Consider the following 26,101-nt stretch of genomic DNA (forward strand, 5'->3'; position numbering starts at 1 on the left):
ACCGACAAGGACAACATCGAGCGTTACAGCACCGAGGTGGTGCTGCAGGGCTTCAACTCGACGCTGACCATGCTCGACGGCCGCAGCGGCGCCGGCGGCGGGGGCGGCAATTTCGGTCCCGATGAGTCCGGCGGCGATTTCGGCTCCGGCGGTCCCTCCAGCGGTCCCTCCGGCGCGGCACCGCGCCGCGTGGCGGCAGGCGCCGGCGCCCGCAACAGCGACATGGATGACGACATTCCGTTCTGATCGCGTCATCGTTCGAGACACAGGCAGCGTTCAGTCATGGCCGGGCTCCAGCAGTCCGGCCATGATGCGTTTCGCTCGGTCCCGAATAAACTTGACAGTGGAAAGATAAATGTAAATACTCATTACATCGGTCTTCGCACCACGTCTCGCAGGGTTTTGGATGTCGCTCGCTCCGTTGCTCGCTGCCGCTCCCGAAATCCAGGTTCACGCCGTCGCGGCGTTGGCGGCTTTCGCGCTCGGCGCGGTGCAGCTGGCGGCGCCCAAGGGCACGCTGCCGCACCGAACCCTGGGATGGGTCTGGGTGGTGCTGATGGGGGTGATCAGCGCTTCCTCGTTCCTGATCCACGGCATCCGGCTGTGGGGCCCGTGGAGCCCGATCCACCTGCTGTCGGTGTTCACGCCCATCATGCTGGTGGTGGGGGTGGTGGCGGCCCGCAGGCACCGCGTGCGCGCCCACAAGATCACGATGATGTCGATCTATGCCGGCGCCTTGATCCTGGCGGGGCTGTTCACGCTGCTGCCGGGCCGGCTCATGCACGACGTCCTGTTCGGGCCCTGAAGGCCGCAAAAAGAGCGGTCTGGGAGGTGATCTTTCGCCCAGTTCGGGCGGCTGGATTCGCTGGCTTGCCGGGCTGCATCAACCCGCCCTTAAGTCCATGAAAAAACGAAGGGAAAAACCGCTGGCGCTGACCAGTTAGGGGTGGTTAGAACGGCCTCGATACGCTATATGATTCTGAGCCAAAACTGACCGGATTTCCCCTTTGTCTGAACCTGAAGATGAGAAGCCCGGCGAACCGCCGGCGCCCTCCGATATTCGCCCCGTATCCATCCTCGACGAGATGAAGCGCAGCTACCTCGATTACGCCATGAGCGTGATCGTGGCGCGGGCGCTGCCGGATGCGCGCGACGGCTTGAAGCCGGTGCATCGCCGGATTCTGTTCGCGATGTCCGAGAACGGGTTCGAATACAACAAGCCGTACCGCAAGTCGGCGCGCACCGTCGGCGACGTGATCGGTAAATACCATCCGCATGGCGACCAGTCGGTCTACGACGCGATGGTCCGCATGGCGCAGGAATTCTCCATGCGCGTGCCGCTGATCGACGGCCAGGGCAATTTCGGCTCGGTCGACGGCGATACGGCCGCCGCGATGCGGTACACCGAATCGCGCATGACCAAGATCGCGCAACTGCTGCTCGACGATCTCGACAAGGACACCGTCGATTACCAGGACAACTACGACGGCGCGTTCCGCGAACCGCGGGTGCTGCCCGCCAAATTTCCCAATCTCCTGGTCAACGGCTCCGGCGGCATTGCCGTCGGCATGGCCACCAACATTCCGCCGCACAATCTCGGCGAGGTGATCGACGCCTGCGTTGCGCTGATCGACGACCCCGCGCTGTCGATCGACGATCTCAACGCTATCATTCCGGGACCGGATTTTCCGACCGGCGGCATCATCCTCGGCCGCCAGGGCATCCGTTCGGCTTATCATCTCGGCCGCGGCTCGGTCGTGATGCGCGGCAAGGTGAAGATCGAGAACTGGGGTAAGGACCGCGAAGCCATCATCATCTCGGAAATTCCCTACCAGGTGAACAAGGCTTCCATGGTCGCGCGTATCGACGAATTGAATCGCGACAAGAAGATCGAGGGCATTTCCGCGCTGCGCGACGAATCCGATCGCGACGGTTTTCGCGTCGTGGTCGAGCTGAAGCGCGACGCGGTGCCGGAAGTGGTGCTGAACCAGCTCTACCGGTTCACGCCGCTGCAGACCAATTTCGGCTGCAATATGGTGGCGCTCGACGCCGGCCGCCCGCAAGTGATGAACCTGAAGGACCTGCTGACCATCTTCGTCGCATTCCGCGAACAGGTGGTGACGCGGCGCACCAAGTTCCTGCTCAACAAGGCGCGCGACCGCGCTCACGTGCTGGTCGGTCTCGCGATTGCGGTAGCCAATATCGACGAGATTATCCACGTCATCCGCACCTCGCCCAATCCCGCAGCCGCGCGCGATACCCTGATGGAGCGCAACTGGGCGGCCAAGGATGTCGCGGCGATGATCACGCTGATCGACGATCCCCGACATCGGCTCGCCGAAGACGGCACCGCGCGGCTGTCGTTCGAGCAGGCACAGGCCATTCTCGATCTGCGTCTGGCGCGTTTGACCGCGCTCGGCCGCGAGGAGATCGGCGAGGAACTCGACAAGCTGGCGGTGGAAATCGCCGATTACCTGGAAATCCTGCGCTCGCGGGCCCGCGTCCAGTCCATCATCAAGGACGAACTCACCGCGGTGAAGGCGGAATTCGCCACGCCACGCAAGACCGAAATCATCGAGCATGAGGATGAGGTCGAGGACGAGGACCTGATCCAGCGCGAGGACATGGTGGTCACGGTCTCGCATGCCGGCTACGTCAAGCGCGTGCCGCTGTCGGCCTATCGGGCGCAGCGCCGCGGCGGCAAGGGCCGTTCCGGCATGCAGACCCGCGACGAGGACTTTGTCAGCCGTCTGTTCGTCGCGTCAACGCACACGCCGGTGCTGTTCTTCTCATCGCGCGGCCAGGTCTACAAGGAGAAGGTCTGGCGCCTGCCGGTGGCGGCGCCGAACGGCCGCGGCAAGGCGCTGATCAACATCCTGCCGCTGGAGCAGGGCGAGCGCATCACCACCATCATGCCGTTGCCCGAGGACGAATCCTCCTGGGCCAATCTCGACGTGATGTTCGCCACCACGGGCGGCAACGTCCGCCGCAACAAGCTGTCGGATTTCGTCGACGTCAGGCGTTCCGGCATCATCGCCATGAAGCTCGACGAGGACGAGGCGATCGTCGACGTTCAAATCTGCACCGAGCACGACGACGTGCTGCTGACCGCCGCCGGCGGCCAGTGCATCCGCTTCCCCGTCACCGACGTCAGGGTATTTTCGGGCCGCACCTCGATGGGCGTGCGCGGCATCGCATTGCCCGAGGGCGACAGACTGATCTCGCTGTCGATCCTGCGGCATGTCGAGGCGACATCGGACGAGCGGTCGGCCTATCTGAAGATGCGCCGCGCCGTCGCGGGCGAAGCCGCAGCCGAAGAGGGCGCGGAAACCGAGGGCGAAGAGACCTCCGGCGCCATTCAGCTCAGTTCCGAGCGCTACATCGAGATGTCGGCGCAGGAGCAGGTCGTGCTCACGGTGTCGGTCAACGGCTACGGCAAGCGCACCTCGTCGTTCGAATACCGTACCACCGGCCGCGGCGGCAAAGGCATCGTCGCGATGTCAGTCAACAACCGCAACGGCAAGCTGGTGGCCTCGTTCCCGGTCGAGGATAGCGACCAGATCATGCTGGTGACCGACAAGGGTCAGTTGATCCGCTGTCCGGTCGAAGGCATCCGGGTCGCCGGCCGCTCCACCCAGGGCGTCATCGTGTTCGACACCGCCGAGGACGAGCATGTGGTCTCGGTCGAGCATATCGGCGACGACGGCGAGAATGGCGAGAACGGCAACGGCGAGTAGCGAATGGAGTTTCGACTTGCCATTCGTTACTCGGATTTCGATCGCCGCTCCGGACGCCACAACCTGCCTGGTCGCCACGTGCCGCTATTTCTTCGTTGCGGCATCCGCCGGAGCCGCGCGGAACGGCGCGCGGCTTAATTCGTTGCCGGCAGCGATGGCCTTGCGTAAAAGTCGCATGAACGTCGCGGCCTCGTCTCTGGTCAGGCCGCACAGCATGATCCGCTGCGCCGCCTCGACCGCCGGTTCGATCCCCTCGAGGGTCCTGCGTCCCTCGTCGGTGATTTGCAGCGCGTGGGCGCGTCGGTCCTTGGCTGCCTGCCGCACCACCAAACCCTTCTGCACCAGCCGGTCGACGACGCCGGTGATGGTCGTCCGGTCGTAGGCGATCAATCCGGCAAGCGTCGCTTGATCGATGCCCGGCTGCATCCCGACGGTGGTGAGGGCCGCGTACTGTACGGGCGTGAGGTCATAGCCTGCATCTTCGACCGCGGCATGGAAGACTGCCACCGCGATCTGCTGGAATCGGCGCGCCAGGTGCCCAGGCTTGTCGTTGTTATCGGTCACCAAACCCTCCATGTCGGCCGTTGACACGTATACTGATAGTAAGCATACTGATCAAATTCAGCAACGGCTTTTTGAGCGCCGCGGATCAGCAGCTCCCGGCCCGGAAGGCGCGTCAGCCCAGGGGAGGGTTTCGTGCAATTCCATCTGAACGGATTCGAGCCCGGTGATCCCGAGATTTCAGACCCGTCGCAGCGGCATCCTGCGCCAGGAGCTTCCGGCTCCGTTCCGGCGGAGGTCGACGTCCTCATCGTCGGCTGCGGTCCGGCCGGGTTGACCCTGGCGGCGCAACTATCAGCCTTTCCCGACATCAAGACCTGCATTATCGAACAGAAGCCGGGCCCGTTGCTGCGCGGTCAGGCTGACGGCGTCGCCTGCCGCACGATGGAGATGTTCGAAGCCTTTGGTTTCAGCGAGCGGGTGCTCAAGGAAGCCTGCTGGATCAATGAGACGACGTTCTGGAAGCCCGACCCCGCGCAGACCGCCAATATCATTCGCAGCGGATGGGTACAGGACACCGAAGACGGGCTGTCGGAATTTCCGCATGTCGTTCTGAACCAGGCGCGGGTGCACGATTTCTATCTCGACGTCATGCGCAAATCGCCGTCGCGTCTCGAGCCGTATTACGCGCGGCAACTGCTCGATCTTCAGTTCGCTCCAGCCGGCGACAACGACGATCCCTATCCGGTGACCGTCAGGCTCGAGCGCCTCGATTCCGCGCAGCAGGGGCAGACCGAGACGATCAGGGCGCGCTATGTGGTGGGCTGCGACGGCGCGCGCAGCACCGTGCGCAGGAGTATCGGGCGCACGCTGCACGGCGACTCCGCCAACCACGCCTGGGGGGTCATGGACGTGCTGGCCGTCACCGACTTTCCGGATGTCCGCTTCAAGTCATTGATACAGTCCGCCAACGACGGCAGCATCATCATCATCCCGCGGGAAGGCGGCTATCTTTTCAGGCTGTACATCGAACTCGACAAGCTCGACGCCGGCGAAAGGGTTTCCGATCGCAATATCACGCCCGACGATCTGATCGCGGCGGCCCAGCGTGTTTTCAAGCCCTATTCGCTCGACGTGAAACAGGTTCCGTGGTGGTCGGTCTATGAGATCGGCCAGCGTCTGTGCGACAAGTTCGATGATGTGCCCGACGAGGATGTCGCAAAGCGTTTGCCGCGTGTGTTCATCGCCGGCGATGCCTGCCACACCCACAGCCCGAAAGCGGGCCAGGGCATGAACGTATCGATGCAGGACGGCTTCAATCTGGGATGGAAGCTGGCATCCGTACTGCGCAAGGGGAGCGCACCGCACCTCCTTCATACCTATTCGGCGGAACGCCAGGCCATCGCCAAGGAGTTGATCGACTTCGACCGCGAATGGGCCAGCCTGCTGGCATCGAGCCATGAGTTCGATCCGGCCGAGACGCAGCGTTATTTCATCAGGCACGGGCGCTACACGGCGGGGACCGCGGCCCGTTACAGTCCCGCGATCCTCACGGGCGAAGCAACCCATCAGCATCTGGCCGGGGGACTGACGATCGGTATGCGCTTTCATTCCGCGCCGGTGATTCGCCTCGCCGACGCCAGGCCTGTTCACCTCGGGCACACCGTCAAGGCGGACGGCCGCTGGCGCATCTTCGCCTTTGCCGGTGCGGAGGATCCCGCTGCGCCGAAACAGGGTATCCGGGCCCTGTGCGATTTTCTGGCCGGGGCGCAAGATTCGCCGTTGCGGAAATACACCCCTGATGGCGGCGACATCGACTCGGTGATCGACGTCCGCGCGGTGTTCCAGCAGGATCATCATTCGCTCGCCGTCGAGGCCATGCCGTCCCTGCTGCTGCCGCGGAAGGGGCGCTATGGACTTCGCGACTACGAAAAAATCTTCTGCGCCGACCTGAAAAGCGGCAATGACATCTTCACGATGCGCGGCATCGATCGTGCAGCGGGGTGCATGGTGGTGGTGCGGCCGGACCAGTACGTGGCGCAGGTTCTTCCGCTCGACGGCTACGGGGCGCTGGCAACGTTCTTCGACGGCTTCATGACGCGGCCGAACTGAGCGGGATTTCGTTACGCCAACTTAGAGCGAATCTAACTCTCGCGGCGCGTACGGTCGTGCCGCGGAGCTGATCGCCCTGTGCCTCGAATTCCTGGTTTGCTACGCTGCCTGCGCGGCCGATCCGCTCGCGCAGGGAATCAAGAGTGCCAAATCAAACCGTCTCACCCGTGATCACCGTGATGGGTGAAGAAGACCCGATCGAAATCGATTTTGCGACGGTGGCTGCCTATCACGGGCAGGGCGCGCTGGCGATGTTGGCCGTCACGTTTCGCGCGCTCGAGGTTGCGCTGAAGGCGCTGTCGCCGGATCAGGCGCCGAAGCGCAGCGACATCACCATCGTCAGCGGCCATCCGGGTCCCGGTGTCAGGGACTCCTTCGAGTTCGTCACCCGCGCCGTCACGCGTGGTGTCTACACGGTGGACCGCTCACTGCCGGATTCGAGACTGGCGCCTTCCGCCGACCTTTCTTACAGCTTCCGCGTCTCGCTTGGCGGCAAGACGGCCGAGATCGCCGTGCTGCCGACCGCTCTGCCGGAGCGGTTCTTCGCACTGACCTTCAACCCGTCGCGCACCGCGGCGGAGGAGATCGAGGCCCGGCGCTTGCGCAAGTCGATCGCTGTCGATGTGCTCGCGGCGTCGCCCGACAAGCTGTTCCAGCTGCGCGTTGTCTGATCGATGAAGCCGGCACTCGCATTGTCCTGCGGCTTTCCTGACGGGGCCATGGCTAACCTGACGTCGCATCCCGATGCCGTCGGCCGGATCACGGCTCGCGATACCTATGATCTGCCGGCGCTCGACCTCAACGCGTTCGGTTCGCTTCTGGTCAGCATGCACATCGACCAGAGGTTTCTGGCGAGCCGCGCCGAACAGATCGCAGGCTTCCTGCACGACGGCGGCACGGTCATCGCCAACGGCCATCTGGCGTATCCGTTTCTTCCCGGCATCACCGGCTTCCATCCGCTCGAGAACTACGGTCTTGGGGATCTCGCCGTGCTGCGGCTGATCGATCATCCGATCTGGGCCGGCGTATCGGAGAACGAGCTGACGTTCCGGCGCGGCGTCGCCGGTTTTTACGGGCGCGCCTGGCACGAGCCGCCGCAGGGCGCGACCATCGTTCATGCACTGGGCAATCCCGATCGGCCGCTCGATTTCATCTATCGCATCGGCAAGGGAAGGGTGTTGTTCCACGGCGGTAACGATCTGTGGCAGTACGGCGGCGCCGATTCCGCCGGCCGCATCCTGCCGCAACTTTTGAACTGGATGTTTTCCGGGGAGAGCGCTTCGTGAGTCTGGCAGTCCTCGACGGTGGCACTTACTTTCACCATGCGGCGATCTACGGCGCGCGCTATCGCGATCTGTTCGACCGCGCGATCTATGCGCCGGAGTTTGCGCCGGAACACCTCAAAGGCGTCAAGCTGCTGATCGTCCCGGATCGCATCAATCCCGATCTGTTGCGTGCCCGCCGCCAGATATTGATCGATTTTGCCGAACGTGGCGGCACGCTCGTGGTGCTGGGGGAAAATCAGGCGGACACCTGGTTACCGGGCGTGAAATGGACTTTCCGTCCGACCAATTTCTGGTGGTGGCTGGAGAAGGATGCAAGGCCCGAGCAGCGTCTGGTTGCCCCGAATCATGAACTGTTTCGGGCGGTCCCGTTCGCCGACACCATCTGGCATTTCCACGGCGTCCTGAAACCGCCGCCGCACGCGCAAACGCTGATCGATGTGCCGCCGGACCGGGAAGGGCGGGATGCCGGCGGAGCGCTGCTTTACGACGACCGCGTCACCACCGCGGGACGCCTGATCGTCTCCACGCTCGATCCGTTCTACCACCACGGCAGCAACTTCATGCCGGCGACGACGAAATTTCTCGACGGATTCCTGCCGTGGGCGCGCCGGCTGGCAACGGCTTAACCGTTGGCCGGCGAAGCCGAACCGCTGCGGCCGAGACCGTGCAGCGGCACGATCGCGGCGACCGTCTCATCGCCGGAGTGAATCTCGACCCGGCGCACCGGCACGCCGTACATGCGGGCGAGATTTTCTTCCGTGAGCACCGATCCTGCCGGGCCGTATAAATGCACGGCGTCGTGCAGCATCAGCAGCGTCTTGTCTGCGATCCCGAGCGCATGATCGGGATGATGGGTGGTCAACAGCACCGCGAGCTCGCGGCTACGCGCAAGGTGCTGGATCAACCGGAGCACGATCCCCTGATTGGCCAGATCGAGCGCCGAGGCGGGCTCGTCGAGCACCAGGATGCGGCAGTCGCTGGCGAGCGCACGCGCCAGCAGGACGAGCTGGCCCCCGCTCAACCGGTCGTAACGCTGGTCGGCGATGGCGGAGAGCCCGACCTCGTGCAGGCATTCGCGCGCGCGAACCTTGTCCTTGCGCCCTGGTGAATTGAAGCGTCCGAGATAACGGCTGCGCCCCAGCAGCACCATGTCGATCGCGCTGTAGGCATGGTCCGCATGCAACGCCTGCGGTACGTAGCCGATCTGGGCCGCGGCGCTCACGGCGCCTTCCCGGAGCGCCAGCGTGCCGCACACCGCGCGCAGCAGCGTCGTCTTGCCGGCGCCGTTGGGCCCCAGAATGGCGGTGACTTCCGACGGCACAAGCGCGAACGAAAGGTCGCGGAACAGCCAATGGTTCGGCCGAAACCAGTGACCGGCGTTGTCGATCCGGATCATGGCGTCTTGCTCGTGGCGTTGCGCCGCAGCAGATAGGCAAACACCGGCGTGCCGACGATGGCGGTAACGATGCCGACGGGAATTTCAGCCGCCGTCAGATCCCGCGCCAGCGTGTCGGCCACCACCAGGAAGACCGCGCCCATCAGCGTCGATACCGGCAGCAGGCGGCGATGGTCGGCGCCCACGATCATCCGCGCGAGATTGGGAACGACCAGCCCGACCCATCCGATGGTGCCGCTGACGCCGACCTGCGCGGATATCGCAAGGCAGGTGGCCGTCAGCAGGATCACCCGGTCGCGCGCCGGATGCACCCCGAGGGTGCGGGCGTCTTCGTCGCCGAGCGACAGCACGTTGATGCGCCAGCGCATGCCGATGAGAACGGCGCCCGCGATCGCCGTGCAGACCGACAGCAGCAACAGCTTCGACCAGCTTGCGGACGCAAAGCTGCCGAGCAGCCAGAACACGATATCCGGCAACTTCGTCTCGGGATCCGCGATATAGGTCGCCATTCCCACCAGGGCGCTGCAGAAGGCGCTGACGACGACGCCGGCCAGCACCAGGGTCAGGATCGGCGACATGCTGTCGCTGCGGTGGATTGCCAACACGGCCAGCAGCGACGCTGCGGCACCGAGAAACGCGCCGACCTGGACGAAAGCGCCGAAGCCGAAAAAAAGAATCGCCGTCACGCCGCCCAGCGCCGCACCCGAGGAGACGCCGATGGTTTGCGGGCCGACCAGGGGATTGCGGAACAGGCCCTGCAACACCGCGCCGCACAGCGACAGCCCGGCGCCGGCGATCGCCGCGGTCAACACCCGAGGCAACCGCACGACTTCGACCACGATGCGCTCGGTCGGCGTCCATGTCGGCGTCACATCCGTGAGGTGCGCCGCAAGTATCGCGATGACGTGGGCGAACGGAACCTGATAACGCCCCGAAACCATCGACCATAGCAGCGCTGCGATCAAGGCCAGACAAAGCCCCGCATAGAGTGTTATCGGCATCCATGCGCCCGGCGCGCGGCGCGCCGGTTCGAATGCCTGCGGCTGGACGATATCCTGCGTCATCGGGTGAGATAACGCTCGTAGCCGGCGGACTGACGGTTCTGCGCGGCGAACAGCACGCCATCGATTTCATCGTCGGTCAGGTCATGCCTGTAGAGAAAGCTGAACCAGTCGCGCATGGCGGCGCGCAGGTTGCTGGACTCGCGTTCGGGGTGGAGCAGGCCGGCGAGCCAGATCCAGCCCAGTGCCGACTCCTGGCTCGGCGGATCCCAGCGGTAGCCGCCGAGCGGAAATTTATAGACGCGGCGCGCCTTCACCGCATCGAGGCCCTGCCAGCGCGGATCGCCATAGATATCGGACGGCATCGCGGTATCGAAGGTCCCCAGCAGGATCACTTGCGGATTCCAGCTCAGGACCTGTTCGATGGTCACTGTGATCTGGGTCGCGTTCTCGTCAACGGCGTTCTGCCCGCCGGCCATCCGGATATAGAATTCGTTGTGCGCTTTACTTCCGCTGACCCGCAGGGTCTGCGCGGCGCGGTTGAAATAGAGCACGCGCGGACGCTGCGACTCCGCGACGCCGCTCATGGCGGCTTCGATCCTGCGCTTTTCTTCTTCCTGCCGCGCCAGCACGGCGGCGGCGCGCGGCTCATTGCCCGCAACCTGGCCCAGCATCGTGATGAAGCCGGCGATTTCGGCTTGTGATCCCACGCGCATGCCGAGAACGGGAAGGCCGGTGCGTTCGAGAACGTCGATCGCCGATGTCGCCCACTGAAAAACCGCGTCCGGCCGTAGCGCCAGAATGCTTTCGACGTTGGGATTGAAGTTGGAGGGGTCGGCTGCGCCGGTGACGACGTTGGTCGGTATTTTCGCAAAGCCCGGAAACATCTTGCCGAGCAGTTCCTCACGCATCGCGCTGGCGGAGTAGCCGTTCATGCCGGCAATCTTGCGCTCGCTGCCGTCGATCGCGATGAAGGTCGCAGGTCCCGGAATCGGAAGGAACACGATTCGCTGCGGCGGTTTGTCGAACGCAATGCTGTGCCCGCGCTGGTCGGTGATATCGACGGCACGAGCGGGCTGGCTCATCGCGACCACGAGGAGCGCTAGAGTAATGCCGGTGCGCCGGATCATCGGCCGACACCAGCGCCGGAACGCTTGCATCGGCAGAGCGAATTTCGAGCCGCAACGAAGACCGTCCTTGTCTTCATTTCGTGTGTTCATTCCGGTCCAGTGAGGTGAGCGTTTCGCAACATACGATCGACTTGCCCATATCGAGAAAGTCAAAGCAAGGTCCGCTCCGATGAGAAGCCGCCCGATTAGTTCGATTCTAAATTGCCGATGAAATCGTCGCCGTTGCACAAGTTCGATGCAGCATTTTTGACGCGATCATTAGATGCGTTCTAATCATCGGTCTGAAAAATTGCTTTTGCGTTTTTGAAATCCGATTGCGCGCACGTCGATGGCAGGCTGTAGAGATTCTAATCCTGAATCGTAGGTGTTGCGTAACGGCTGGTCTATGACCCCAAACAGTTGCGGATTTATCCGGTGATGCGAGTGCGCGCTCGCACTCGATCGGAAGTTGCTCTTGGGGGACTACAGTGGCGATTGTTTCGGTTGATATGGCACGGCGACTTCTCGGCGTCGCGGTAGCGAACGCTTTTGTTTTTGGATCGGCCGGTCTCGAGAGTTCGAGCTTGCGAGCGCAAACGGGCGCCAACGCGCTGCCAGCCGTCACGGTCGACGCACCTCAGGCGCAACCACAGCGCCGCGCCACAGCTCCCAGCCAACGGTCGCGCGCGCTCGACCACGGCGGCCGGCAACAGGCGGTCGCCTGCGGCGCCTGGTGCCGAGCAATCGGCGACAGCGGCGGGGCAGGACGTCCGGCAAAAGGGCGGCAGCGACTCGTTGAACCCGCTCGGCGGGCAGTTGACCGAGCCGAAGACGACACGGCAGATCACGCAAAGCGTTTCCGTCGTCGAGCGCGGGCAGATCGAACAGACCTCGCCGGCCGGCCTGCTCGACATTCTCTCCAGCGTCCCCGGTGTTTCGGTCGCGCGTTCCGGCGGCATCGGCGGCCAGATCTATCTGCGCGGATTCAGCTCCAACAGTTTCCGCTCGCCGCTGTTTGTCGACGGCGATCGCTTTCGCGGCCGTAACACGCTCCAGCTCAACTATTTCTCGCCCGAGGAGATCGAGCGGGTCGAGGTCATTCGCGGGCCGGCGTCGGTGGTGTTCGGCAGCGAGGCGCTGACGGGCCTCGTCAACGTCATCACCCGAAGCCCGACCGGAAATCCGAACGGACCGTTTCGCTTTACCGGAGGTGGATTTTCCGTGGGCGTCGGTAGCGCCGCGAAATCGGCCAGCACCTATGAATGGGCGCAGGGCGCCGGCGGCGGATTCGATTTTATCGGAGGCTTTGCCGGCCGATGGGGCGGCAATTATCAATCGTCGCTGGGCGAAGTTCCCAACAGCGATTACAACAGCCTCGGCGGCAGCCTGAAGATCGGCTACACGCCCGACATCGGTCAGCGCTTCGAGCTGACGCTGCGCAAATATTCCGAAACCGATGGTCGCGCCGGCGGCGTCGGCGGCGCGCCCGGCGCGCCCTACGTCATCCAGCGCAACGATCCCAACAACGTCATGAGCGCGCGGCTGGCTACGTCGGCGAACTCGACGGCCTGGTCAAGCATGTCGAGAGCTCGGTCTATGCCAACTATTTCGATACCACGCTGACAACGGTCACCAACACGATCAACGCCAACAATGTTGCGACCCGAACCGTGACGGCAAACAGCCACGTGATCGGTCCGCTGGTGGTCGGCGGTCGCGTGCTCGGCGCGATCCCTTGGTCGGGCGGATTCGGCGAGGCCAAGACGACGTTTGGCGCGGACACGTTCAGGGAAGAACGCCCGGGCAGCTGGAGCTTTTCGCAGACCGTCAACCGCAACGGCACCACCGGCGCCGTCACCAGCATCACCAACGCGCCGCTGGCAAAGTCCGGCCCTGACACCACGCAGACCAATGCCGGCGCCTTCGTTCTGCACGAATGGACGCCGGTCCAGCCGCTGACGCTTTCGGCGGGCGGGCGCTTCGACTGGTTCAACACCACGACGGACCTTTCTCCGATCGCGCCGGCCGTACTGCCGGCCTTCATCGGCAAGAACGATGTCGACCGCACCGCGCCGACCGGCAGCGTCGGCGCCGTTTACCGCATCCTTCCAACACTGGATCTTCTGGGCAGCGTCGCCACCTCGTTCCGGCAACCGACCAATTCGGAAATGTTCAGCTCGAGCACCACCAGCATTCCAAATCCCAACCTGGTGCCGGAAACCGGCCTGACCTTCGAAGGCGGCTTCCGGGTTCACGTCGCCGACGCGACGCTGAAGGTGACGGCGTTCAACAGCAGGTACGAGAATTTTCTGCAGACGGTGGCCGTCACATTCCCCGGCTGCAGTCCGTGCACCCAGTCGCAGAATATCGGCAAGGCCGAGGTCAATGGCATCGAGCTGGAAGAGCGCTGGCAGGTTACGCCGACCGTCAACCTGTTCGGCAACGCGACCTATCTTCACGGCACCAACACCACCACCGGCAGGCCGTTGCCGTTCCTGGCGCCGTTCAGAGGGCGGGTGGGGGTGCAGTATGCGTCGCTCGACGCCAGCTATTCGATCCTGGCCGTGGTCGACTGGGCGACCAGCAAGAACCGGATCGACACCACGGCGGAGTTCCAGACCTCCGGCTATGCCATTCCGAAACTTTACGCGACGCTGCAGCTGGGCCAGCTGGTCGATCGGCGGCTCGGGGACACCAAGCTCATTCTCGGGGTGGAGAACATCTTCGATACCGCCTATCGGGACGCCGCGACCTTCGTCAATCGCTCGAACGTCAACTACCGGGAGAGCTTGACCAACCCGCTGGTTGAAGTCGGGCGGAACTTTACCGCGAAGCTGCAGCACACGTTCTGACGCGGCTTTGCGCAGCGCCGGAATCAAAGAGGCCCCCGGGGGGCATCCCGGGGACCTCGAACCAGAGCAACCTGGCAGATGAATTCGCTGGGTCGGCGCCGTTATGGCGTGCGGTCGGCGGTGACCAGACGGGCTTCCCGGATCATGGTCTTCTTGCCGGCGATGCGCAGGCAGGCGGCTTCGAAGTTCGGCCAGGCCTGCTGCGAGCAGTTGGGGCCGATCTGTTTGATATCCAGACGGTCGCCCTTGGCGAGGGCTACCGGCACGCTGGCTTCGACCTGGGGGGCAAAGCCGGGCAGAACGGTGAGGGCGCCTGCAATCAGCGCGGCAATCGCGATGGCTGAAAAAGTCTTGATCATGACGGTCCCCTGTCATTGGGCCTTTTTGGCCCGCCGTTTCGTTGGTTAATGGATAGCCAGAGCCGGTTTCCGGACGTCTTCGCGCTGCCGTGAAATGGTTTCGTCCCGCGGGAGTTTTGTTTCGTCGCCGCCACGGCGATGAAACATTGCCTGCCCAGATGACGCCGAGACCCCCGAACTGGTTCAGGGATGGGCGGAATATAAAAACAGGGCTTTTGGGGCCGGAGGCTGGAACCAACAGGGATTGCGGGGTTGGCCGGGGCGGGGTAGAGGGTTTTATGCCCCGTATCGCGCTGTATCCCGGCTCATTCGACCCCGTCACCAATGGACATCTGGATGTGGTCCGGCACGCCGTCGGGCTGTGTGACCGGCTGATCGTCGCCATCGGGGTCCATCCCGGCAAAAAACCGCTGTTTTCGACCGAGGAACGGCTGGAAATGGTCGAACGGGTGTTTGCCCCGGTCGCCGCCGCGGCCCATTGCGCGTTCGACTGCACCACTTACGACAATCTGACCGTGACGGCGGCCCAGAAAGCCGGGGCCACGATCATGATTCGGGGGCTGCGGGACGGCACCGACCTCGATTACGAGATGCAGATTTCGGGCATGAACGAGACCATGGCGCCCGGCGTGCACACCGTGTTCCTGCCGGCGTCGGTGGCGGTCCGCCCGATCACCGCCACACTGGTGCGCCAGATCGCTGCCATGGGCGGCGATGTCTCGGCGTTCGTGCCGCCGGCGGTTGCCGCCGCCCTCAAGACCAAATTCGCCACCTGAGCCCTCATCTCTGATCCGGAGTTATCATGATCCGAATTCTTGGCCTGCTCGCCGCGCTGATCTGCGCGGCCCCCGCGATCGCGCAACCGCTGCCCGCGGGTCTCGACAAGGCGAATGCGATCGTCATCGACACCACCAAGGGCCGCGTCGTGTTCAAGCTGCGCACCGACATCGCGCCCCAGCATGCCGAGCGGATCAAGCTGCTGGCGCGCGAGGGCTACTACAACAACGTGCCGTTCCACCGCGTCATCGAGGGTTTCATGGCGCAGACCGGCGACGGCAAGAATTTCAACGGCACCGGAGGCTCGAAACATCCCAATCTGGCTGCCGAATTCTCCAACGTGCCGTTCAAGCGCGGCATCGTCGGCATGGCGCGCGCCGGCGATCCGAACTCGGCGAATTCGCAGTTCTTCATCATGTTTACCGACGGCTCGTCGCTGAACGGCAAGTACACAGTAGTGGGCGAGGTGGTCTCGGGCATGGAAGTGGTCGACAAGATCAAGCGCGGCGAACCGGTCGTCGACCCCGACAAGATGGTGAAGGTGCAAGTCGCATCCGACATCAGGTAAGCGATGATGGCGCCGCGTCGCAAACCGCTTCGCTGGTTTGCCGCGGCGCTGCTGTTGCCCTTGTGGACCGGATCGGCGCAGGCCCAGCCGGCGCGGCTCGACACCCTCAGGGACGTCTTCGCCAAACTGCATTCCTGCTGGACGCCGCCGCCGCGTTCGCGCGCCAATCCGATCGACATCACCCTGGTCGTCAGTTTCAACCGCGAGGGCGCCATAGCAGGACGTCCGAAGATCACCCATGAATCGGAACACGCCAGCGACAATGACCGTTTGATGCACCGCGTGGCCGTGATGGAGGCGTTGCAACGCTGCACGCCATTGCCATTTACCGAGGCACTGGGCGGCGCCATCGCCGGCCGGCCGCTCGCAATCCCCTTCAGAACCCGCAAGAAACTTCCACCCAAACCCAGAGAGCACCGAGCATGGCTGACACCGAAAATACTTTGATCCTCGAAACCACCCAGGGCCCCGTCAAGATCGAGATGCGTCCCGACCTCGCACCCGGCCACGTCGCCCGGATCCAGGAACTGGTGCGCGAAGGTTTCTACGACGGCATCGTGTTCCATCGCGTGATCGAGGGCTTCATGGCGCAGACCGGATGCCCGCAGGGAACCGGAACCGGCGGTTCCGGCAAGAAGCTGAAGGCGGAATTCAACAAGGAGCCGCATGTGCGCGGCACCACCTCGATGGCCCGCGCCGCCAGCCCGGATTCCGGCGACAGCCAGTTCTTCATTTGCTTCGACGACGCCTCGTTCCTCAACAACCAGTACACGGTGTGGGGCAAGGTGAGCGAGGGCATGGAGAACGTCGACAAGATCAAGCGCGGTGAGCCGGTGCAGAATCCGGACAAGATCGTCAAGGCCCGCATGGCGCTGGACGAAGCGTAGAAGCCAGACGCCGAAATTCTTCACCCTCCCCTGGAGGGGGAGGGTCGGCTCGCATCGCAAGATGCGAGACGGGGTGGGGTGACGGTCCCTCAACCCGGGCACCGTTCGCGGCGAGAGACTGTCACCCCACCCCGCCGCTCATTTCATTCGCGTCGACCCTCCCCCTTCAGGGGAGGGTAAGGGCCGTGCTGCCATGCGCACCGATCTGTTCGATTTCGAACTGCCCGCCGGGAACATCGCGCTGCGGCCGGCGAGTCCGCGCGACTCGGCGCGCATGCTGGTGGTGCGGCCCGGCGCTGATTTGCTCGACCGCGTCGTCGCGGAGCTGCCGCAATGGCTCGAGCCCGGCGACCAGCTCGTCGTCAACGACACCAAGGTGATCTCCGCCCAGCTCAAAGGCCGCCGCATCGGCCGCGACACCGAGCCGAAGATCGACGCGACATTGATAAAACGCCTCGACGGCTCGCGCTGGCAGGCGCTGGTGAAGCCCGCGAAAAAGCTATCGCCCGGCGACGTGGTCCGCTTCGGCAATGAGGGCAGGGTATGCCTGCTCGGCCATCTGGATGCAGAGGTCGAGCACAAGGGCGAGGACGGCGAGGTCACGCTGTCGTTTTCCTTCCACGGGCCGGCGCTCGACCAGGCGATATCGGATCTCGGCAGCCCGCCGCTGCCGCCCTACATCGCCTCCAAACGATCGCCTGACGAGCAAGACGCCGCCGACTACCAGACCATGTTCGCGGCCAATGAAGGCGCGGTCGCGGCGCCCACGGCGGGGCTGCATTTTACCGCCGCGCTGGAAGCGGCGCTGCGCGAGCGCGGTGTCGGGATGCACCGGATCACGCTGCATGTCGGGGCAGGGACCTTCCTGCCGGTCAAGGTCGACGATACGTCAGGCCACAGGATGCATGCCGAATGGGGCAGCATTTCCCGGGAGACCGCCGACGCGCTGAACGCGGCGCGGGCCAAGGGCGGCCGCATCGTCGCGGTCGGCACCACCTCGCTGCGGCTGTTGGAAAGCGCGGCGACGGAGGATGGGTCAATCCAGCCGTTCAGCGCCGACACAGCGATCTTCATCACGCCGGGCTATCGTTTCCGCGCGGTCGATATTCTGCTGACCAATTTTCATCTGCCGCGTTCGACGCTGTTCATGCTGGTGTCGGCGTTTTGCGGGCTCGAGACCATGAAGCGGGCCTATGCGCATGCGATCAAGAGCGGCTACCGGTTTTATTCGTATGGCGATGCCTGTCTGCTGTTTCGAAGCAACGCATAAAACGTAGGGTGGGCAAAGGCGTTTGCGCCGTGCCCACCATCTATCATCCTCGTGATGTCGCATGGTGGGCACGGCGCGAAGAGCGCGCCTTTGCCCACCCTACGATTCCGTTCACGCTTTCACGTCATCTCGCCTATTTCACCTCGATCTTGCCCTTCATCTGCGGATGCAGGCCGCAGATATATTCGTAAGTACCGGGTTCGGCGACGCTGAGTTGGGCGGTCTGTCCCTTGAGGATGACGGAGCTGCGCTGCACCTTGGCGCCGCGGATGGTCACCTGATGCGGCGAGCCGTCGGTGTTGTGCCAGGTGATCGGCGCGTTGGCCGCGACCGTCACGCTTTCCGGGCCGAACAGGAAATTCGCGATGCTGACGACGCCCGGGCCCGGCGGCGGCGCGGCGGCCATTTGTCCTGCTGCCGTGCCCTTGAGGCCGGCGAGCGAAATGACAAAATCCTGCGCCTCATGCGGCTTGTGACACCCGAAGCACGCGGCGAGATTGGCCTTGTCGTTGACCTTCTTGTCGGCGGTGAACGCCTGATACTCCCATTCGCCGTTGCGAAGATCGGCGGGATATTCCGTGCCCCAGCCGGCGCGCTTTTCCATCACGGTATAGGCGATGAGATCACCCTTGATGAAGCGGCCCTTGTCGTCCTTCGCAGGATTACCGGCGGCGTCGAGCTGCGCCTTGTATTGCACCAGCGTGAGCACCGTGCCGCTTGGAATCGGCTCGCCCTTGCGCGCGGCCTCGACCGCTGATGGCGTCGACCACAATTCGCGATATTGCTTCACGTCGTAGCGGTCGACGGTGTTGTAAAGAACGCCCTTGTCCCAGTTGTCCGGAAACACCACCTTGTCGCCGCCGGCGAATGCAGCCAGGCCGCCGAGCGTCAGCCCGGACGCCAGACCTAGCGCTGCAGCTGTCATCGCAAGTCTGGAATTTGTCATCGTGCCCTCCCAACGCTATGGATTCATGTGGCCTTTGCATGCGGGCGCTCAGCCAAAGCGCGGCACGGCCACAACGGAGCCGTGCCGACGCCTGTACGCTTGTACGTTGAACGCAGGAAATAGTTTCAGCTCGCCCCGAGGCCGGCCTTGGAGCATTGCTCGTCCTGGTCGCCGGTGACGCCGCTGACGCCCACGCCGCCGGTGACTTTGCCATCGACCATGGTCGGCAATCCGCCGGGCGAGGCGAAGACACCGGGCAGGGTGGCCGTCGCTGCCCCGCCCTTGTTGATCACATCCGCAAACACGCGCGTCGGACGCCGGTAGGTCGCGGCGGCCTTGGCCTTGCCGACCGCGATCTCCACGCTGGCCGTTTGCGTGTTGTCCATGCGTTCGAAGTACACCAGGAAGCCGTGATTATCGACCACGGCGACCGCGACGTTCCATCCGTTCTTCTGGCATTCGGCGACGACGCCGGCTGCGATCTTCTTGGCGCCTACGACATTGACCGCCGTGCCGTATTCGGGGCGCTTGTCCTGCGCGGATGCACCGATGGTGAGCGCCACGAGCGCGACGCCGGCCAGAATGGTCCTCATCTTCAGTTCCTCCCCTGGGTTTTATAGTGCAGGGGACTATACCGAAACGGATCATGAGTTCACGCCCTAAAAAGGGCGTTTCAACTCACGCCAAGCAACTCAAGCCATGACGCGCTGCGGCAGCAATTCCGCGATCTGGATCGCATTCAGCGCGGCGCCCTTCAGCAGTTGGTCCGCCGCTGCGAATATCGAGATCGAATGTCCGGTGGGATCGCTGAGATCGCGGCGGATGCGGCCGACCAGCACGTCATCCTGGCCCGATGCATCGATCGGCATCGGGAAGTAGTTCTTCACCCGGTCGTCCACGATCTTTATGCCCGGCGCGCCCGACAGGAGCTCGCGTACTTCGTGCTCGGTAATCGGGTTTTCGCATTCGAAGGTGATGGCCTCGCAATGCGCGCGCAGCACCGGCACCCGCACGCAGGTCACGCCGACCGCGATCCGCTGGTCCTCGAAAATCTTCCGGGTCTCCTGGATGACCTTGGTCTCCTCGTCGTTGTAGCCGGTCGCGGGATCGATCGCCGTGTTGTGGTTGAACAGGTTGAAGGCGTAGGGGTGCGGCAGTACCTTTTGCTGATAGGCTTCGCCGTTGAGGCTGGCGCGGGTCGATTCCACCAGCTCTTCCATGGCGGCAGCACCGGCGCCGCTGGCCGCCTGATAGGTCGAGATGATCACGCGCTTGATCCGGTTGGCCTTGTGGATCGGCCACAGCGGCACCAGCGCGGTAATCGCGGCGCAGTTCGGATTGGCGATGATGCCCTTGTGCTCCCGGATCCTGCCAGCGTTGATCTCGGGGATCACCAGGGGCACGTCGGGGTCCATCCGGAAGGCCGAGGAATTGTCGACCACCACGGCGCCGGCCTTCACGGCGATGGGCGCGAACCGCCTGGAAATGCCGCCGCCGGCTGAAAACAGCGCGATGTCGACGCCGGCAAAAGAGTGCTCGGTGAGCTCCTCGATCACGATCCGCTGGCCGCGGAAGTCGATGGTGTTGCCGGCCGAGCGGGCGCTGGCCAGCGCCTTCAGCTTGCCCACGCGAAAGCCGCGCCGGTCCATGGTGGCGATGAATTCGGCGCCGACGGCGCCGGTCACGCCGGCAATGGCAACAACGGGATCGTTCGTCACTTTGGTCTCCATTCGTTTGAGCCGGATCGTCCGCAGGCAATAAAAAAGCCCCGGACCTTTTCAGGCGGGGCTTCGGTTCAGATGATGCGGGTCGTCCAACTACGCGCGCAAATCTCCCGAAGCCCGGCAGGGCTTGGTGGTTTTCGCGGTGCGTTTGGTCACGGTGTTCATGGCGCGGGCTTATGCGGGAGAATTTTGCCGGCGTCAACGGGTTCGGGACCGAATATATTGTGATGCAAGGCCGTTGAACCGGATGGCCTTGTCGCGCGATAAGCCGACCCATGAGCCTTCCCAATCACTTCGACCTGATCGCCACCGACGGCGCCGCCCGCACCGGACGGCTAACGACGCCCCATGGCGTGGTGCGCACGCCGGCCTTTATGCCGGTCGGCACCGCGGGCGCGATGAAGGGCATGCACTGGCGCGAGGTGCGCGATGCCGGCGCTGATATCGTGCTCGGCAATACCTATCATTTGATGCTGCGGCCGGGCGCCGAGCGCATCGCCGCCCTTGGCGGCTTGCAACGCTTCACCGGTTGGAACGGCCCCATGCTGACCGACTCCGGCGGCTTCCAGGTGATGTCGCTGTCGGAGCTGCGCAAGGTCACGGAAAACGCGGTGACCTTTCGCTCCCATATTGACGGCACCAAAATCGAGCTGTCGCCCGAGCGATCGATCGAGGTGCAGCGCCTGCTGGGTTCGGATATCGCCATGCAGATGGACGAATGCATCCGCCTTCCGGCGGAGCGCGCCGACATCGAACGCGCCATGCAGCTGTCGCTGCGCTGGGGCGAACGCAGCAAGCGGGCCTTCGAGAGCGCGCCTGACGGCTACATGCTGTTCGGCATCGCGCAGGGCGGCGACGTGCCCGAACTTCGGCACGCCAGCGCGCGCGGCATGGTCGAGACCGGCTTTCACGGCTATGCGATCGGCGGGCTCGCAGTCGGCGAACCGCAGGCGGTGATGCTGGCCATGATCGAGGAAGTGGCGCCGATCCTGCCGACGGACCGCCCGCGATACCTGATGGGCGTCGGCACGCCCGAGGACATGCTGGAGGCGGTGGCGCGGGGCATCGACATGTTCGATTGCGTGATGCCGACCCGCAACGGGCGCCACGGCATGGCGTTCACGCGGTTCGGCCAGATCAATCTGAAAAACGCGCGCCACGCCGACGATCCGAGGCCGCTGGACGAGGCCAGCGATTGGCCATCGACGCGCGATTGTGCGCGCGCCTATCTGCATCATCTGGTCAAGTCGGGCGAGACGCTCGGCGCGATGCTGCTGTCGGAAATCAACATCGCCTATTACCAGCGTCTGATGCATGACATCAGGGACGCGGTCTCAACCGGGACGTTCGAGGAGTTTCGCGCGCACACCCGCGCCGATTGGGCGCGCGGCGACATCGCGCCGCGCTAAAAACCTCATCAGCGATCAGTTACAAACGAACCGCTTGCTGACCGCGTGCTTGGTTACGAACCCATAGCCGCAGGTATCGCAGGTCCAGAGGTAACTGATAACGTTTTCCGACAGGTAGGCGGAGCCTTCCGCAGCGACCATGGAGTCGGCGCAAACGGGGCAGGTCGGCAGATCACACCCGCGGGGACTGGGGTTGGACGCGACGGTCGACATGACTTCAGCGACTGCTGGCATCGTGACCTCCTTGCGCTCTGGACTTAGACTTTAGCATACACTGATTTGTTTGACGTTGTCGCAACACAAATGCGTTCGGTTGCGATTTTTTTGCAAGGACAACGGTTTGCCATCACGTTTTGCACGTCTCCGAGGGTCGTTTCCCGAAACTCCAAAGCCTTGAAATCGTTCAAACAAAGCAAAGCGGCGGGCTTTGCGACAAGTGCAATGTTTCAATGGCTTCCCGGTCGCACTGCAAACAACATAAAGCTGCTACTTTTGTGTTTTTTGACACGCATTCAAGTCGCGATGATGGAGTCTTCACGGTGCACTGCAAACAAACCGAAAGTGCTACCTTGTGATTTGTCCCCAGATCCAAATTGCGAGAAGTGACTTGGTGCTACCGCTTCTGCGTTGCAGTGCGACGAAAATCCGCCAAGTGCGTCGCAAAATTCAGAATGCATTTTAGCAATCTTTCTCACCCGGCGGCCAAGGGAAAAGCGGCCCTACAATTAGGAGAGCAAAGTAGTGGAACGCTCTCGGCTGCAATGTGCGAGTCGGCTCAAACCGGCGACCTGTGGAGCCCGAATCCCGACTTCCGCTTTCCCCCCGAAAACAGACTCAACTCGGACATTGCGCCGTGTCCGAAAAGTGCCAGAAGCGGACATCGGAGGCGCTTGAATAAATGAACGAACCGCCAACTAAGGCGGCCTCCAGTCGACAAGCAGTTGCAATTCGGAAGAAACTCAAGGCACGGAAGAAGGATCGCTCCCCGGGCGCTTCCCCAACTGGCTGGCAGCCATTGCTTCGTCGGTTTGTGGCGTTTCCATCGCGGTATTGAAGCCAGCGACGCTGGCGGGCGACTCGGCTGGAACAAGCGCCGAGAGGTCAATTTTTTGGGTCATGGGCTCATCGGGCGCTTCATGGGGAGTTGCGGAAGCAGGCGTTGCTGCAACGGCGCCAGGCATGGTATCGCGCGGCTTTTTAGAAAGATACCCTACAGCGCCGACCAATACGGCGACCAGTGCGACCAAAAAGATTATTAGACCGCTTCCGCCTGCTACACCGGACGATGTGGGCGTCTGCGTCGCTGCCGATGCCGTCGGTTGCAGGGCGATCGGCGGGCCGACCACCCGCACATCCGTCCGTGAGGGAGCCGCCGCCGTGGGCGTCTTAGCTTCGGGAGAAGCAACCGGGGCGGGCTCTACAGATTTTTGATCTGATTGCGCAGCAACCGACGGGCCTGGCTGGGTGGCGACTGCCGTCTTTGGCCCGGCGGGTGGCGGCGCAGCCAGCGCGGTTGCAGTCGGCGCGGAAACGATAGCTGGCGGGTCTGCCGATGGATTGGCCTCTACGACCGCGCCGGGCAACCGCGACGCGTCGATTGCCAGCCTGCGCAGGGCGCCGCGGCCGCGACCGTTCCAGCTAGCCGACCAGACATAGCCCGCGCCACCGCCCAGACTATAGATGGGCAAGCCCAATTGCGCCGATCGCTGCGGATTGCCGATGGTGTCGACCAGGATGCCAGGTTTGTCACCGGTACCTGCCGCAAGTTCTGCCGTGCGCGCCGCGTCCAACGGCTGCAATGACACCGCGCCCCAAGATGCGATCAGGCCGCTTGATACGCCGCGGACGTGTTGCATCGGAAGCAGCGTGGCCTTGCCAAGCGTTTCCGACAATCGGCTGACCTCGTCATGAGCATCTTTCTCGTCCATGGCGACGGGCTCGAGGTTCTGGTTGATGTAAACCGCGGAGCCGTCGGGGGCGTGCAGAAACGAAGTGGATTCGAAGATGCGTCTGCGCCGCGAGCGCTCGGCGAGCTGACGTTGGCATCCGGTGAAACCGGGAAATTGTTTGGTGGGCGCGCACGTATAATCGCGATAATCTGCACTCCCAACACCAACATTGTTACCGAGTTGCATTCCGGCGACACTATATGCGGCCTTTTCGCGCCCGGTCACCTGCGCCGGGGCAGGGACTTGGGCTGGGGCGCCACGTGCTTGAAAGGCTGCGATGGCCGTCAATTGCACGCGCCTGATACAGTCGATGTCGGCCCCGCAGGCGTGACGACGGTCCAATAGTGGCTCAGCCACGCTTTTCGCCGCGCGGCTACCATCGGTGCGGAGCATCCGCTCGTAACCCTGGACGACAGCCCGATCAAGATTGGCGAGTTCAGGAGTGGCGCAGATCGCCAATTCGTCCGGCTGACGAGCGACAAGGCAATTGAAGCTCGGTGTTGCCGCGACGTTCGGGTTCGCGGGATCGCCGCCGGTGCGGCAGTCGCTGACGATACCGGTGACACGGTTGTCTGTCGGGCTGATGCCGCGGTCGATCAGGGTATTGACGGACCTTCGGGCACGCCTAAGCCGGTTATCGACACAAAGGATTTCCCCAGGTGAAAGTTTTTCCCACTCGGCCTGAATCGCGGCGCGTCGAGGTTGCCCAAGCTGGCCAGCGTCCTGAAAAATGCGTTCAAAGCTCTGGGCCAATGCGCCACTTGAGGTGACCAGCACAAGCAATATCGGCAGAATTACTGTAGCAAGGCGCATCAGTGCTCCGCCGCTATTCCCGCAGCTTGTGTTCATCGCAGGTCACTGGAACGCGCAGCCGAGGCGCAAGTTCCCCAATTGGAACGCGGATTAGTAAGCCGCTTCTACATTTATGGCAGCCCCGCTGCGAACAAATCATTGCCGTGCAATGAATTTGCGACTCGCGGGTATCGTCGACGCCGCAGCTTCCGCTAGGTCAGAAGCTGCCTCGACAGCCGCGCTACGCCACTTCCGCTTCGCCTTGACCAACGGACCTTTAGCGACCGGCGCGGATGGTCCGTTTCGTGCCAACAGGCGACGTTCGCGAGCAGATGAATCGAGTATCCGAAAGGTCGCCCCAAAGCAAAAACTTAACCTCGAGGGCTGCCGCGCGGATGGAAACGGAGGAACCGGCTCGAGTTATTGCAAAAATACCACATGGTCCCGCAATGTTTCCGCTTCAACCAGAAAAACCCCGGATTTCGCTTGTTTCGGCCGACGGCTGGCACAAATGTCCTCGCATTCGAGGGGGCGTCTATGTGGCGGTTATTATTGCGGAGTGTCATCGTGCTTGCGGGAGTTAGCGGTCCCGCTTTGGCCAATGAGACGCCACGCAAGCCTCAGGCCGTTTCGAGTGCGAGCTGGGCAGGGTTTTACGTCGGCGTTCATGCCGGCTACGCGTGGGGCACCGCTGATATCAATACGACAGTCGGACCGCCAATCGCGTGCGGCGGAGGCCCGGCAAATTGTATCGCTATCGACGCTGTCGAATCCCAACCCCTGCATCCGAACGGTTTCGCCGGCGGTGTGCTTGCCGGACACAACTTTCAAAGTGGCAGGTTCGTCTACGGCCTCGAAGGCGATATAAGCGGCTTGACGGGCAGCGCCTCGCGCGCACAGACGCAGGTATTCCCAATAGGCGGCTGCTGCTTCACCATCAGCCAGAAGGTTGAGGCAGACTGGATGATGACATTGCGTCCTCGCATCGGCTACGCGTTCGATAACGCCTTGGTGTACGCGACCGGCGGCCTCGCACTGGCGCGACTAAGGTACATCGAGCAGGCGACGGACACCGCCGGCGACATCGAAAATACTGACGTTAGGCGGGTCAAGACAGGATATGCACTCGGCGCCGGCATCGAGTATGCGCTGTCAGGCCGCTGGTCTGTGCGCGGCGAGTATCTCTATGCGAATTTTGGCCGAATCAGCGCAGACACGATCGCGTCAATCAACTATGTCTCGCCGACGCCGCTGGTTTACAGCCATCGCGTCGATTTTTCCTACAGCACAGCGCGTGTGGCTCTAAGCTACCGGTTCGGCCCGTAACGCGACCGCGACGTCCGATACTTGAGTTGTCCGATGTCAGCTTTCCCTTGTGTGCGGGCATCGGCTGCTCGACTTGCCATGTCCGCTGTGGGTCAATCGC

At 63.3% G+C, this 26,101-nt stretch carries 24 protein-coding genes and 2 pseudogenes; 16 read left to right on the plus strand and 10 right to left on the minus strand.

From position 1 onward, the window contains the following. The 3 genes and pseudogenes from Q7T45_RS09295 to gyrA all read left to right on the plus strand — a co-directional run. Positions 1–246 (plus strand): annotated as a pseudogene (locus Q7T45_RS09295) (single-stranded DNA-binding protein); the annotation flags it as partial. Between the two features lie 160 nt (positions 247–406). After that, the gene (locus tag Q7T45_RS09300; protein WP_304869995.1) at positions 407–805 is read left to right on the plus strand and encodes a DUF2306 domain-containing protein; all 399 of its coding nucleotides are present in this window, start codon (positions 407–409) and stop codon (positions 803–805) included. 202 nt (positions 806–1,007) lie between these two features. Then, a complete protein-coding gene (gene gyrA / locus Q7T45_RS09305; RefSeq protein WP_304869997.1) occupies positions 1,008–3,737 on the plus strand; it encodes a DNA gyrase subunit A in 2,730 nt (909 codons plus the stop codon). 84 nt (positions 3,738–3,821) lie between these two features. On the opposite strand, the gene Q7T45_RS09310 is transcribed toward gyrA, so the two are convergent. After that, positions 3,822–4,301, minus strand: a complete 480-nt coding sequence (locus Q7T45_RS09310) for a MarR family winged helix-turn-helix transcriptional regulator (protein ID WP_304869999.1) — start codon at positions 4,299–4,301, stop codon at positions 3,822–3,824. Between the two features lie 132 nt (positions 4,302–4,433). On the opposite strand from Q7T45_RS09310, the gene Q7T45_RS09315 reads away from it, so the two are divergent. From Q7T45_RS09315 to Q7T45_RS09330, 4 genes are all read left to right on the plus strand, one after another. Beyond that, positions 4,434–6,350 carry an FAD-binding monooxygenase gene (locus tag Q7T45_RS09315; protein WP_304870001.1) on the plus strand — a complete coding sequence of 639 codons (1,917 nt, stop codon included), beginning with the start codon at positions 4,434–4,436 and terminating at the stop codon, positions 6,348–6,350. Positions 6,351–6,493: 143 nt separating this feature from the next. Then, the gene (locus tag Q7T45_RS09320) at positions 6,494–7,021 is read left to right on the plus strand and encodes a hypothetical protein (RefSeq protein ID WP_304870003.1); all 528 of its coding nucleotides are present in this window, start codon (positions 6,494–6,496) and stop codon (positions 7,019–7,021) included. 48 nt (positions 7,022–7,069) lie between these two features. Beyond that, complete coding sequence (locus tag Q7T45_RS09325; RefSeq protein WP_304870005.1) at positions 7,070–7,636, plus strand: hypothetical protein; 567 nt, start codon at positions 7,070–7,072, stop codon at positions 7,634–7,636. Beyond that, positions 7,633–8,262, plus strand: a complete 630-nt coding sequence (locus Q7T45_RS09330; RefSeq protein ID WP_304870007.1) for a hypothetical protein — start codon at positions 7,633–7,635, stop codon at positions 8,260–8,262. The genes Q7T45_RS09325 and Q7T45_RS09330 overlap by 4 nt, the downstream gene beginning before the upstream one ends. Here the strand turns inward: Q7T45_RS09330 and Q7T45_RS09335 are convergent. The 3 genes from Q7T45_RS09335 to Q7T45_RS09345 are packed head-to-tail and all read right to left on the minus strand — an operon-like array spanning position 8,259 to position 11,163. Then, positions 8,259–9,032: an ABC transporter ATP-binding protein gene (locus tag Q7T45_RS09335; RefSeq protein ID WP_304870009.1), complete on the minus strand. Its 774-nt coding sequence runs from the start codon at positions 9,030–9,032 to the stop codon at positions 8,259–8,261. The two genes, Q7T45_RS09330 and Q7T45_RS09335, sit on opposite strands and share 4 nt — an antisense overlap. Beyond that, positions 9,029–10,096, minus strand: coding sequence for an iron ABC transporter permease (locus Q7T45_RS09340; protein ID WP_304870011.1), 1,068 nt, complete (start codon positions 10,094–10,096; stop codon positions 9,029–9,031). Before Q7T45_RS09340 ends, Q7T45_RS09335 begins: the two co-directional genes overlap by 4 nt. Next, on the minus strand, positions 10,093–11,163 hold the full coding sequence (locus tag Q7T45_RS09345) for an ABC transporter substrate-binding protein (RefSeq protein ID WP_304870013.1): 1,071 nt from the start codon (positions 11,161–11,163) through the stop codon (positions 10,093–10,095). Before Q7T45_RS09345 ends, Q7T45_RS09340 begins: the two co-directional genes overlap by 4 nt. 795 nt (positions 11,164–11,958) lie before the next feature. Between Q7T45_RS09345 and Q7T45_RS09350 the strand changes: the two are divergent. Both Q7T45_RS09350 and Q7T45_RS09355 read left to right on the plus strand, forming a co-directional pair. Next, positions 11,959–12,228, plus strand: a pseudogene (locus Q7T45_RS09350) (TonB-dependent receptor plug domain-containing protein); the annotation flags it as partial. A 230-nt stretch (positions 12,229–12,458) separates the two neighbouring features. Next, positions 12,459–13,994, plus strand: a complete 1,536-nt coding sequence (locus tag Q7T45_RS09355) for a TonB-dependent receptor (RefSeq protein ID WP_304870015.1) — start codon at positions 12,459–12,461, stop codon at positions 13,992–13,994. A 101-nt stretch (positions 13,995–14,095) separates the two neighbouring features. On the opposite strand, the gene Q7T45_RS09360 is transcribed toward Q7T45_RS09355, so the two are convergent. Continuing rightward, positions 14,096–14,353 (minus strand): hypothetical protein, encoded by a 258-nt coding sequence (locus tag Q7T45_RS09360; RefSeq protein ID WP_304870017.1) that lies wholly within the window; start codon positions 14,351–14,353, stop codon positions 14,096–14,098. A gap of 278 nt (positions 14,354–14,631) precedes the next feature. Here Q7T45_RS09360 and coaD point away from each other — a divergent pair, with 278 nt between their 5' ends. From coaD to queA, 5 genes are all read left to right on the plus strand, one after another. Then, on the plus strand, positions 14,632–15,129 hold the full coding sequence (gene coaD, locus Q7T45_RS09365) for a pantetheine-phosphate adenylyltransferase (protein ID WP_304870019.1): 498 nt from the start codon (positions 14,632–14,634) through the stop codon (positions 15,127–15,129). A 26-nt stretch (positions 15,130–15,155) separates the two neighbouring features. Continuing rightward, entirely contained in the window at positions 15,156–15,698 is a 543-nt protein-coding gene (locus Q7T45_RS09370) for a peptidylprolyl isomerase (protein ID WP_304870021.1), read from the plus strand. 6 nt (positions 15,699–15,704) lie between these two features. Further along, the gene (locus Q7T45_RS09375) at positions 15,705–16,145 is read left to right on the plus strand and encodes a hypothetical protein (protein WP_304870023.1); all 441 of its coding nucleotides are present in this window, start codon (positions 15,705–15,707) and stop codon (positions 16,143–16,145) included. After that, on the plus strand, positions 16,121–16,585 hold the full coding sequence (locus Q7T45_RS09380; RefSeq protein ID WP_304870025.1) for a peptidylprolyl isomerase: 465 nt from the start codon (positions 16,121–16,123) through the stop codon (positions 16,583–16,585). The genes Q7T45_RS09375 and Q7T45_RS09380 overlap by 25 nt, the downstream gene beginning before the upstream one ends. A gap of 193 nt (positions 16,586–16,778) precedes the next feature. Next, positions 16,779–17,855, plus strand: a complete 1,077-nt coding sequence (gene queA, locus Q7T45_RS09385) for a tRNA preQ1(34) S-adenosylmethionine ribosyltransferase-isomerase QueA (RefSeq protein ID WP_304870027.1) — start codon at positions 16,779–16,781, stop codon at positions 17,853–17,855. A 133-nt stretch (positions 17,856–17,988) separates the two neighbouring features. Here the strand turns inward: queA and Q7T45_RS09390 are convergent, their stop codons facing one another. From Q7T45_RS09390 to Q7T45_RS09400, 3 genes are all read right to left on the minus strand, one after another. After that, positions 17,989–18,801 carry a cytochrome P460 family protein gene (locus Q7T45_RS09390; protein WP_304870029.1) on the minus strand — a complete coding sequence of 271 codons (813 nt, stop codon included), beginning with the start codon at positions 18,799–18,801 and terminating at the stop codon, positions 17,989–17,991. A gap of 125 nt (positions 18,802–18,926) precedes the next feature. Then, a complete protein-coding gene (locus tag Q7T45_RS09395) occupies positions 18,927–19,394 on the minus strand; it encodes a heme-binding protein (protein ID WP_304870031.1) in 468 nt (155 codons plus the stop codon). A gap of 99 nt (positions 19,395–19,493) precedes the next feature. Continuing rightward, positions 19,494–20,531 (minus strand): aspartate-semialdehyde dehydrogenase, encoded by a 1,038-nt coding sequence (locus tag Q7T45_RS09400; RefSeq protein WP_304870033.1) that lies wholly within the window; start codon positions 20,529–20,531, stop codon positions 19,494–19,496. A 269-nt stretch (positions 20,532–20,800) separates the two neighbouring features. Here Q7T45_RS09400 and tgt point away from each other — a divergent pair, with 269 nt between their 5' ends. Continuing rightward, on the plus strand, positions 20,801–21,934 hold the full coding sequence (gene tgt / locus Q7T45_RS09405; RefSeq protein ID WP_304870035.1) for a tRNA guanosine(34) transglycosylase Tgt: 1,134 nt from the start codon (positions 20,801–20,803) through the stop codon (positions 21,932–21,934). 15 nt (positions 21,935–21,949) lie between these two features. On the opposite strand, the gene Q7T45_RS09410 is transcribed toward tgt, so the two are convergent. Next, a complete protein-coding gene (locus Q7T45_RS09410) occupies positions 21,950–22,168 on the minus strand; it encodes a hypothetical protein (RefSeq protein WP_304870037.1) in 219 nt (72 codons plus the stop codon). A 725-nt stretch (positions 22,169–22,893) separates the two neighbouring features. Further along, positions 22,894–24,696 carry a hypothetical protein gene (locus tag Q7T45_RS09415; RefSeq protein ID WP_304870039.1) on the minus strand — a complete coding sequence of 601 codons (1,803 nt, stop codon included), beginning with the start codon at positions 24,694–24,696 and terminating at the stop codon, positions 22,894–22,896. 402 nt (positions 24,697–25,098) lie between these two features. Between Q7T45_RS09415 and Q7T45_RS09420 the strand changes: the two genes are divergently transcribed. Then, complete coding sequence (locus Q7T45_RS09420) at positions 25,099–26,001, plus strand: outer membrane protein (protein WP_304870041.1); 903 nt, start codon at positions 25,099–25,101, stop codon at positions 25,999–26,001. The last annotated feature ends 100 nt before the right edge of the window (positions 26,002–26,101 follow it).

The sequence above is a fragment of the Bradyrhizobium sp. genome (assembly GCF_030646015.1).
In the GTDB taxonomy this organism is placed as follows: Bacteria; Pseudomonadota; Alphaproteobacteria; order Rhizobiales; family Xanthobacteraceae; genus Bradyrhizobium.

Excerpts from the sequence above, each read along its gene's own strand:
- Q7T45_RS09300 (WP_304869995.1), top strand. The coding sequence starts at position 407 with ATGTCGCTCGCTCCGTTGCTCGCTGCCGCTCCCGAAATCCAGGTTCAC.
- Q7T45_RS09325 (WP_304870005.1), top strand. The coding sequence starts at position 7,070 with ATGGCTAACCTGACGTCGCATCCCGATGCCGTCGGCCGGATCACGGCT.
- Q7T45_RS09335 (WP_304870009.1), bottom strand. The coding sequence starts at position 9,032 with ATGATCCGGATCGACAACGCCGGTCACTGGTTTCGGCCGAACCATTGG.
- Q7T45_RS09340 (WP_304870011.1), bottom strand. The coding sequence starts at position 10,096 with ATGACGCAGGATATCGTCCAGCCGCAGGCATTCGAACCGGCGCGCCGC.
- Q7T45_RS09345 (WP_304870013.1), bottom strand. The coding sequence starts at position 11,163 with ATGATCCGGCGCACCGGCATTACTCTAGCGCTCCTCGTGGTCGCGATG.
- Q7T45_RS09355 (WP_304870015.1), top strand. The coding sequence starts at position 12,459 with ATGGGGCGGCAATTATCAATCGTCGCTGGGCGAAGTTCCCAACAGCGA.
- Q7T45_RS09360 (WP_304870017.1), bottom strand. The coding sequence starts at position 14,353 with ATGATCAAGACTTTTTCAGCCATCGCGATTGCCGCGCTGATTGCAGGC.
- coaD (WP_304870019.1), top strand. The coding sequence starts at position 14,632 with ATGCCCCGTATCGCGCTGTATCCCGGCTCATTCGACCCCGTCACCAAT.
- Q7T45_RS09370 (WP_304870021.1), top strand. The coding sequence starts at position 15,156 with ATGATCCGAATTCTTGGCCTGCTCGCCGCGCTGATCTGCGCGGCCCCC.
- Q7T45_RS09375 (WP_304870023.1), top strand. The coding sequence starts at position 15,705 with ATGGCGCCGCGTCGCAAACCGCTTCGCTGGTTTGCCGCGGCGCTGCTG.
- Q7T45_RS09380 (WP_304870025.1), top strand. The coding sequence starts at position 16,121 with ATGGCTGACACCGAAAATACTTTGATCCTCGAAACCACCCAGGGCCCC.
- queA (WP_304870027.1), top strand. The coding sequence starts at position 16,779 with ATGCGCACCGATCTGTTCGATTTCGAACTGCCCGCCGGGAACATCGCG.
- Q7T45_RS09390 (WP_304870029.1), bottom strand. The coding sequence starts at position 18,801 with ATGACAAATTCCAGACTTGCGATGACAGCTGCAGCGCTAGGTCTGGCG.
- Q7T45_RS09395 (WP_304870031.1), bottom strand. The coding sequence starts at position 19,394 with ATGAGGACCATTCTGGCCGGCGTCGCGCTCGTGGCGCTCACCATCGGT.
- Q7T45_RS09400 (WP_304870033.1), bottom strand. The coding sequence starts at position 20,531 with ATGGAGACCAAAGTGACGAACGATCCCGTTGTTGCCATTGCCGGCGTG.
- tgt (WP_304870035.1), top strand. The coding sequence starts at position 20,801 with ATGAGCCTTCCCAATCACTTCGACCTGATCGCCACCGACGGCGCCGCC.
- Q7T45_RS09410 (WP_304870037.1), bottom strand. The coding sequence starts at position 22,168 with ATGCCAGCAGTCGCTGAAGTCATGTCGACCGTCGCGTCCAACCCCAGT.
- Q7T45_RS09415 (WP_304870039.1), bottom strand. The coding sequence starts at position 24,696 with ATGCGCCTTGCTACAGTAATTCTGCCGATATTGCTTGTGCTGGTCACC.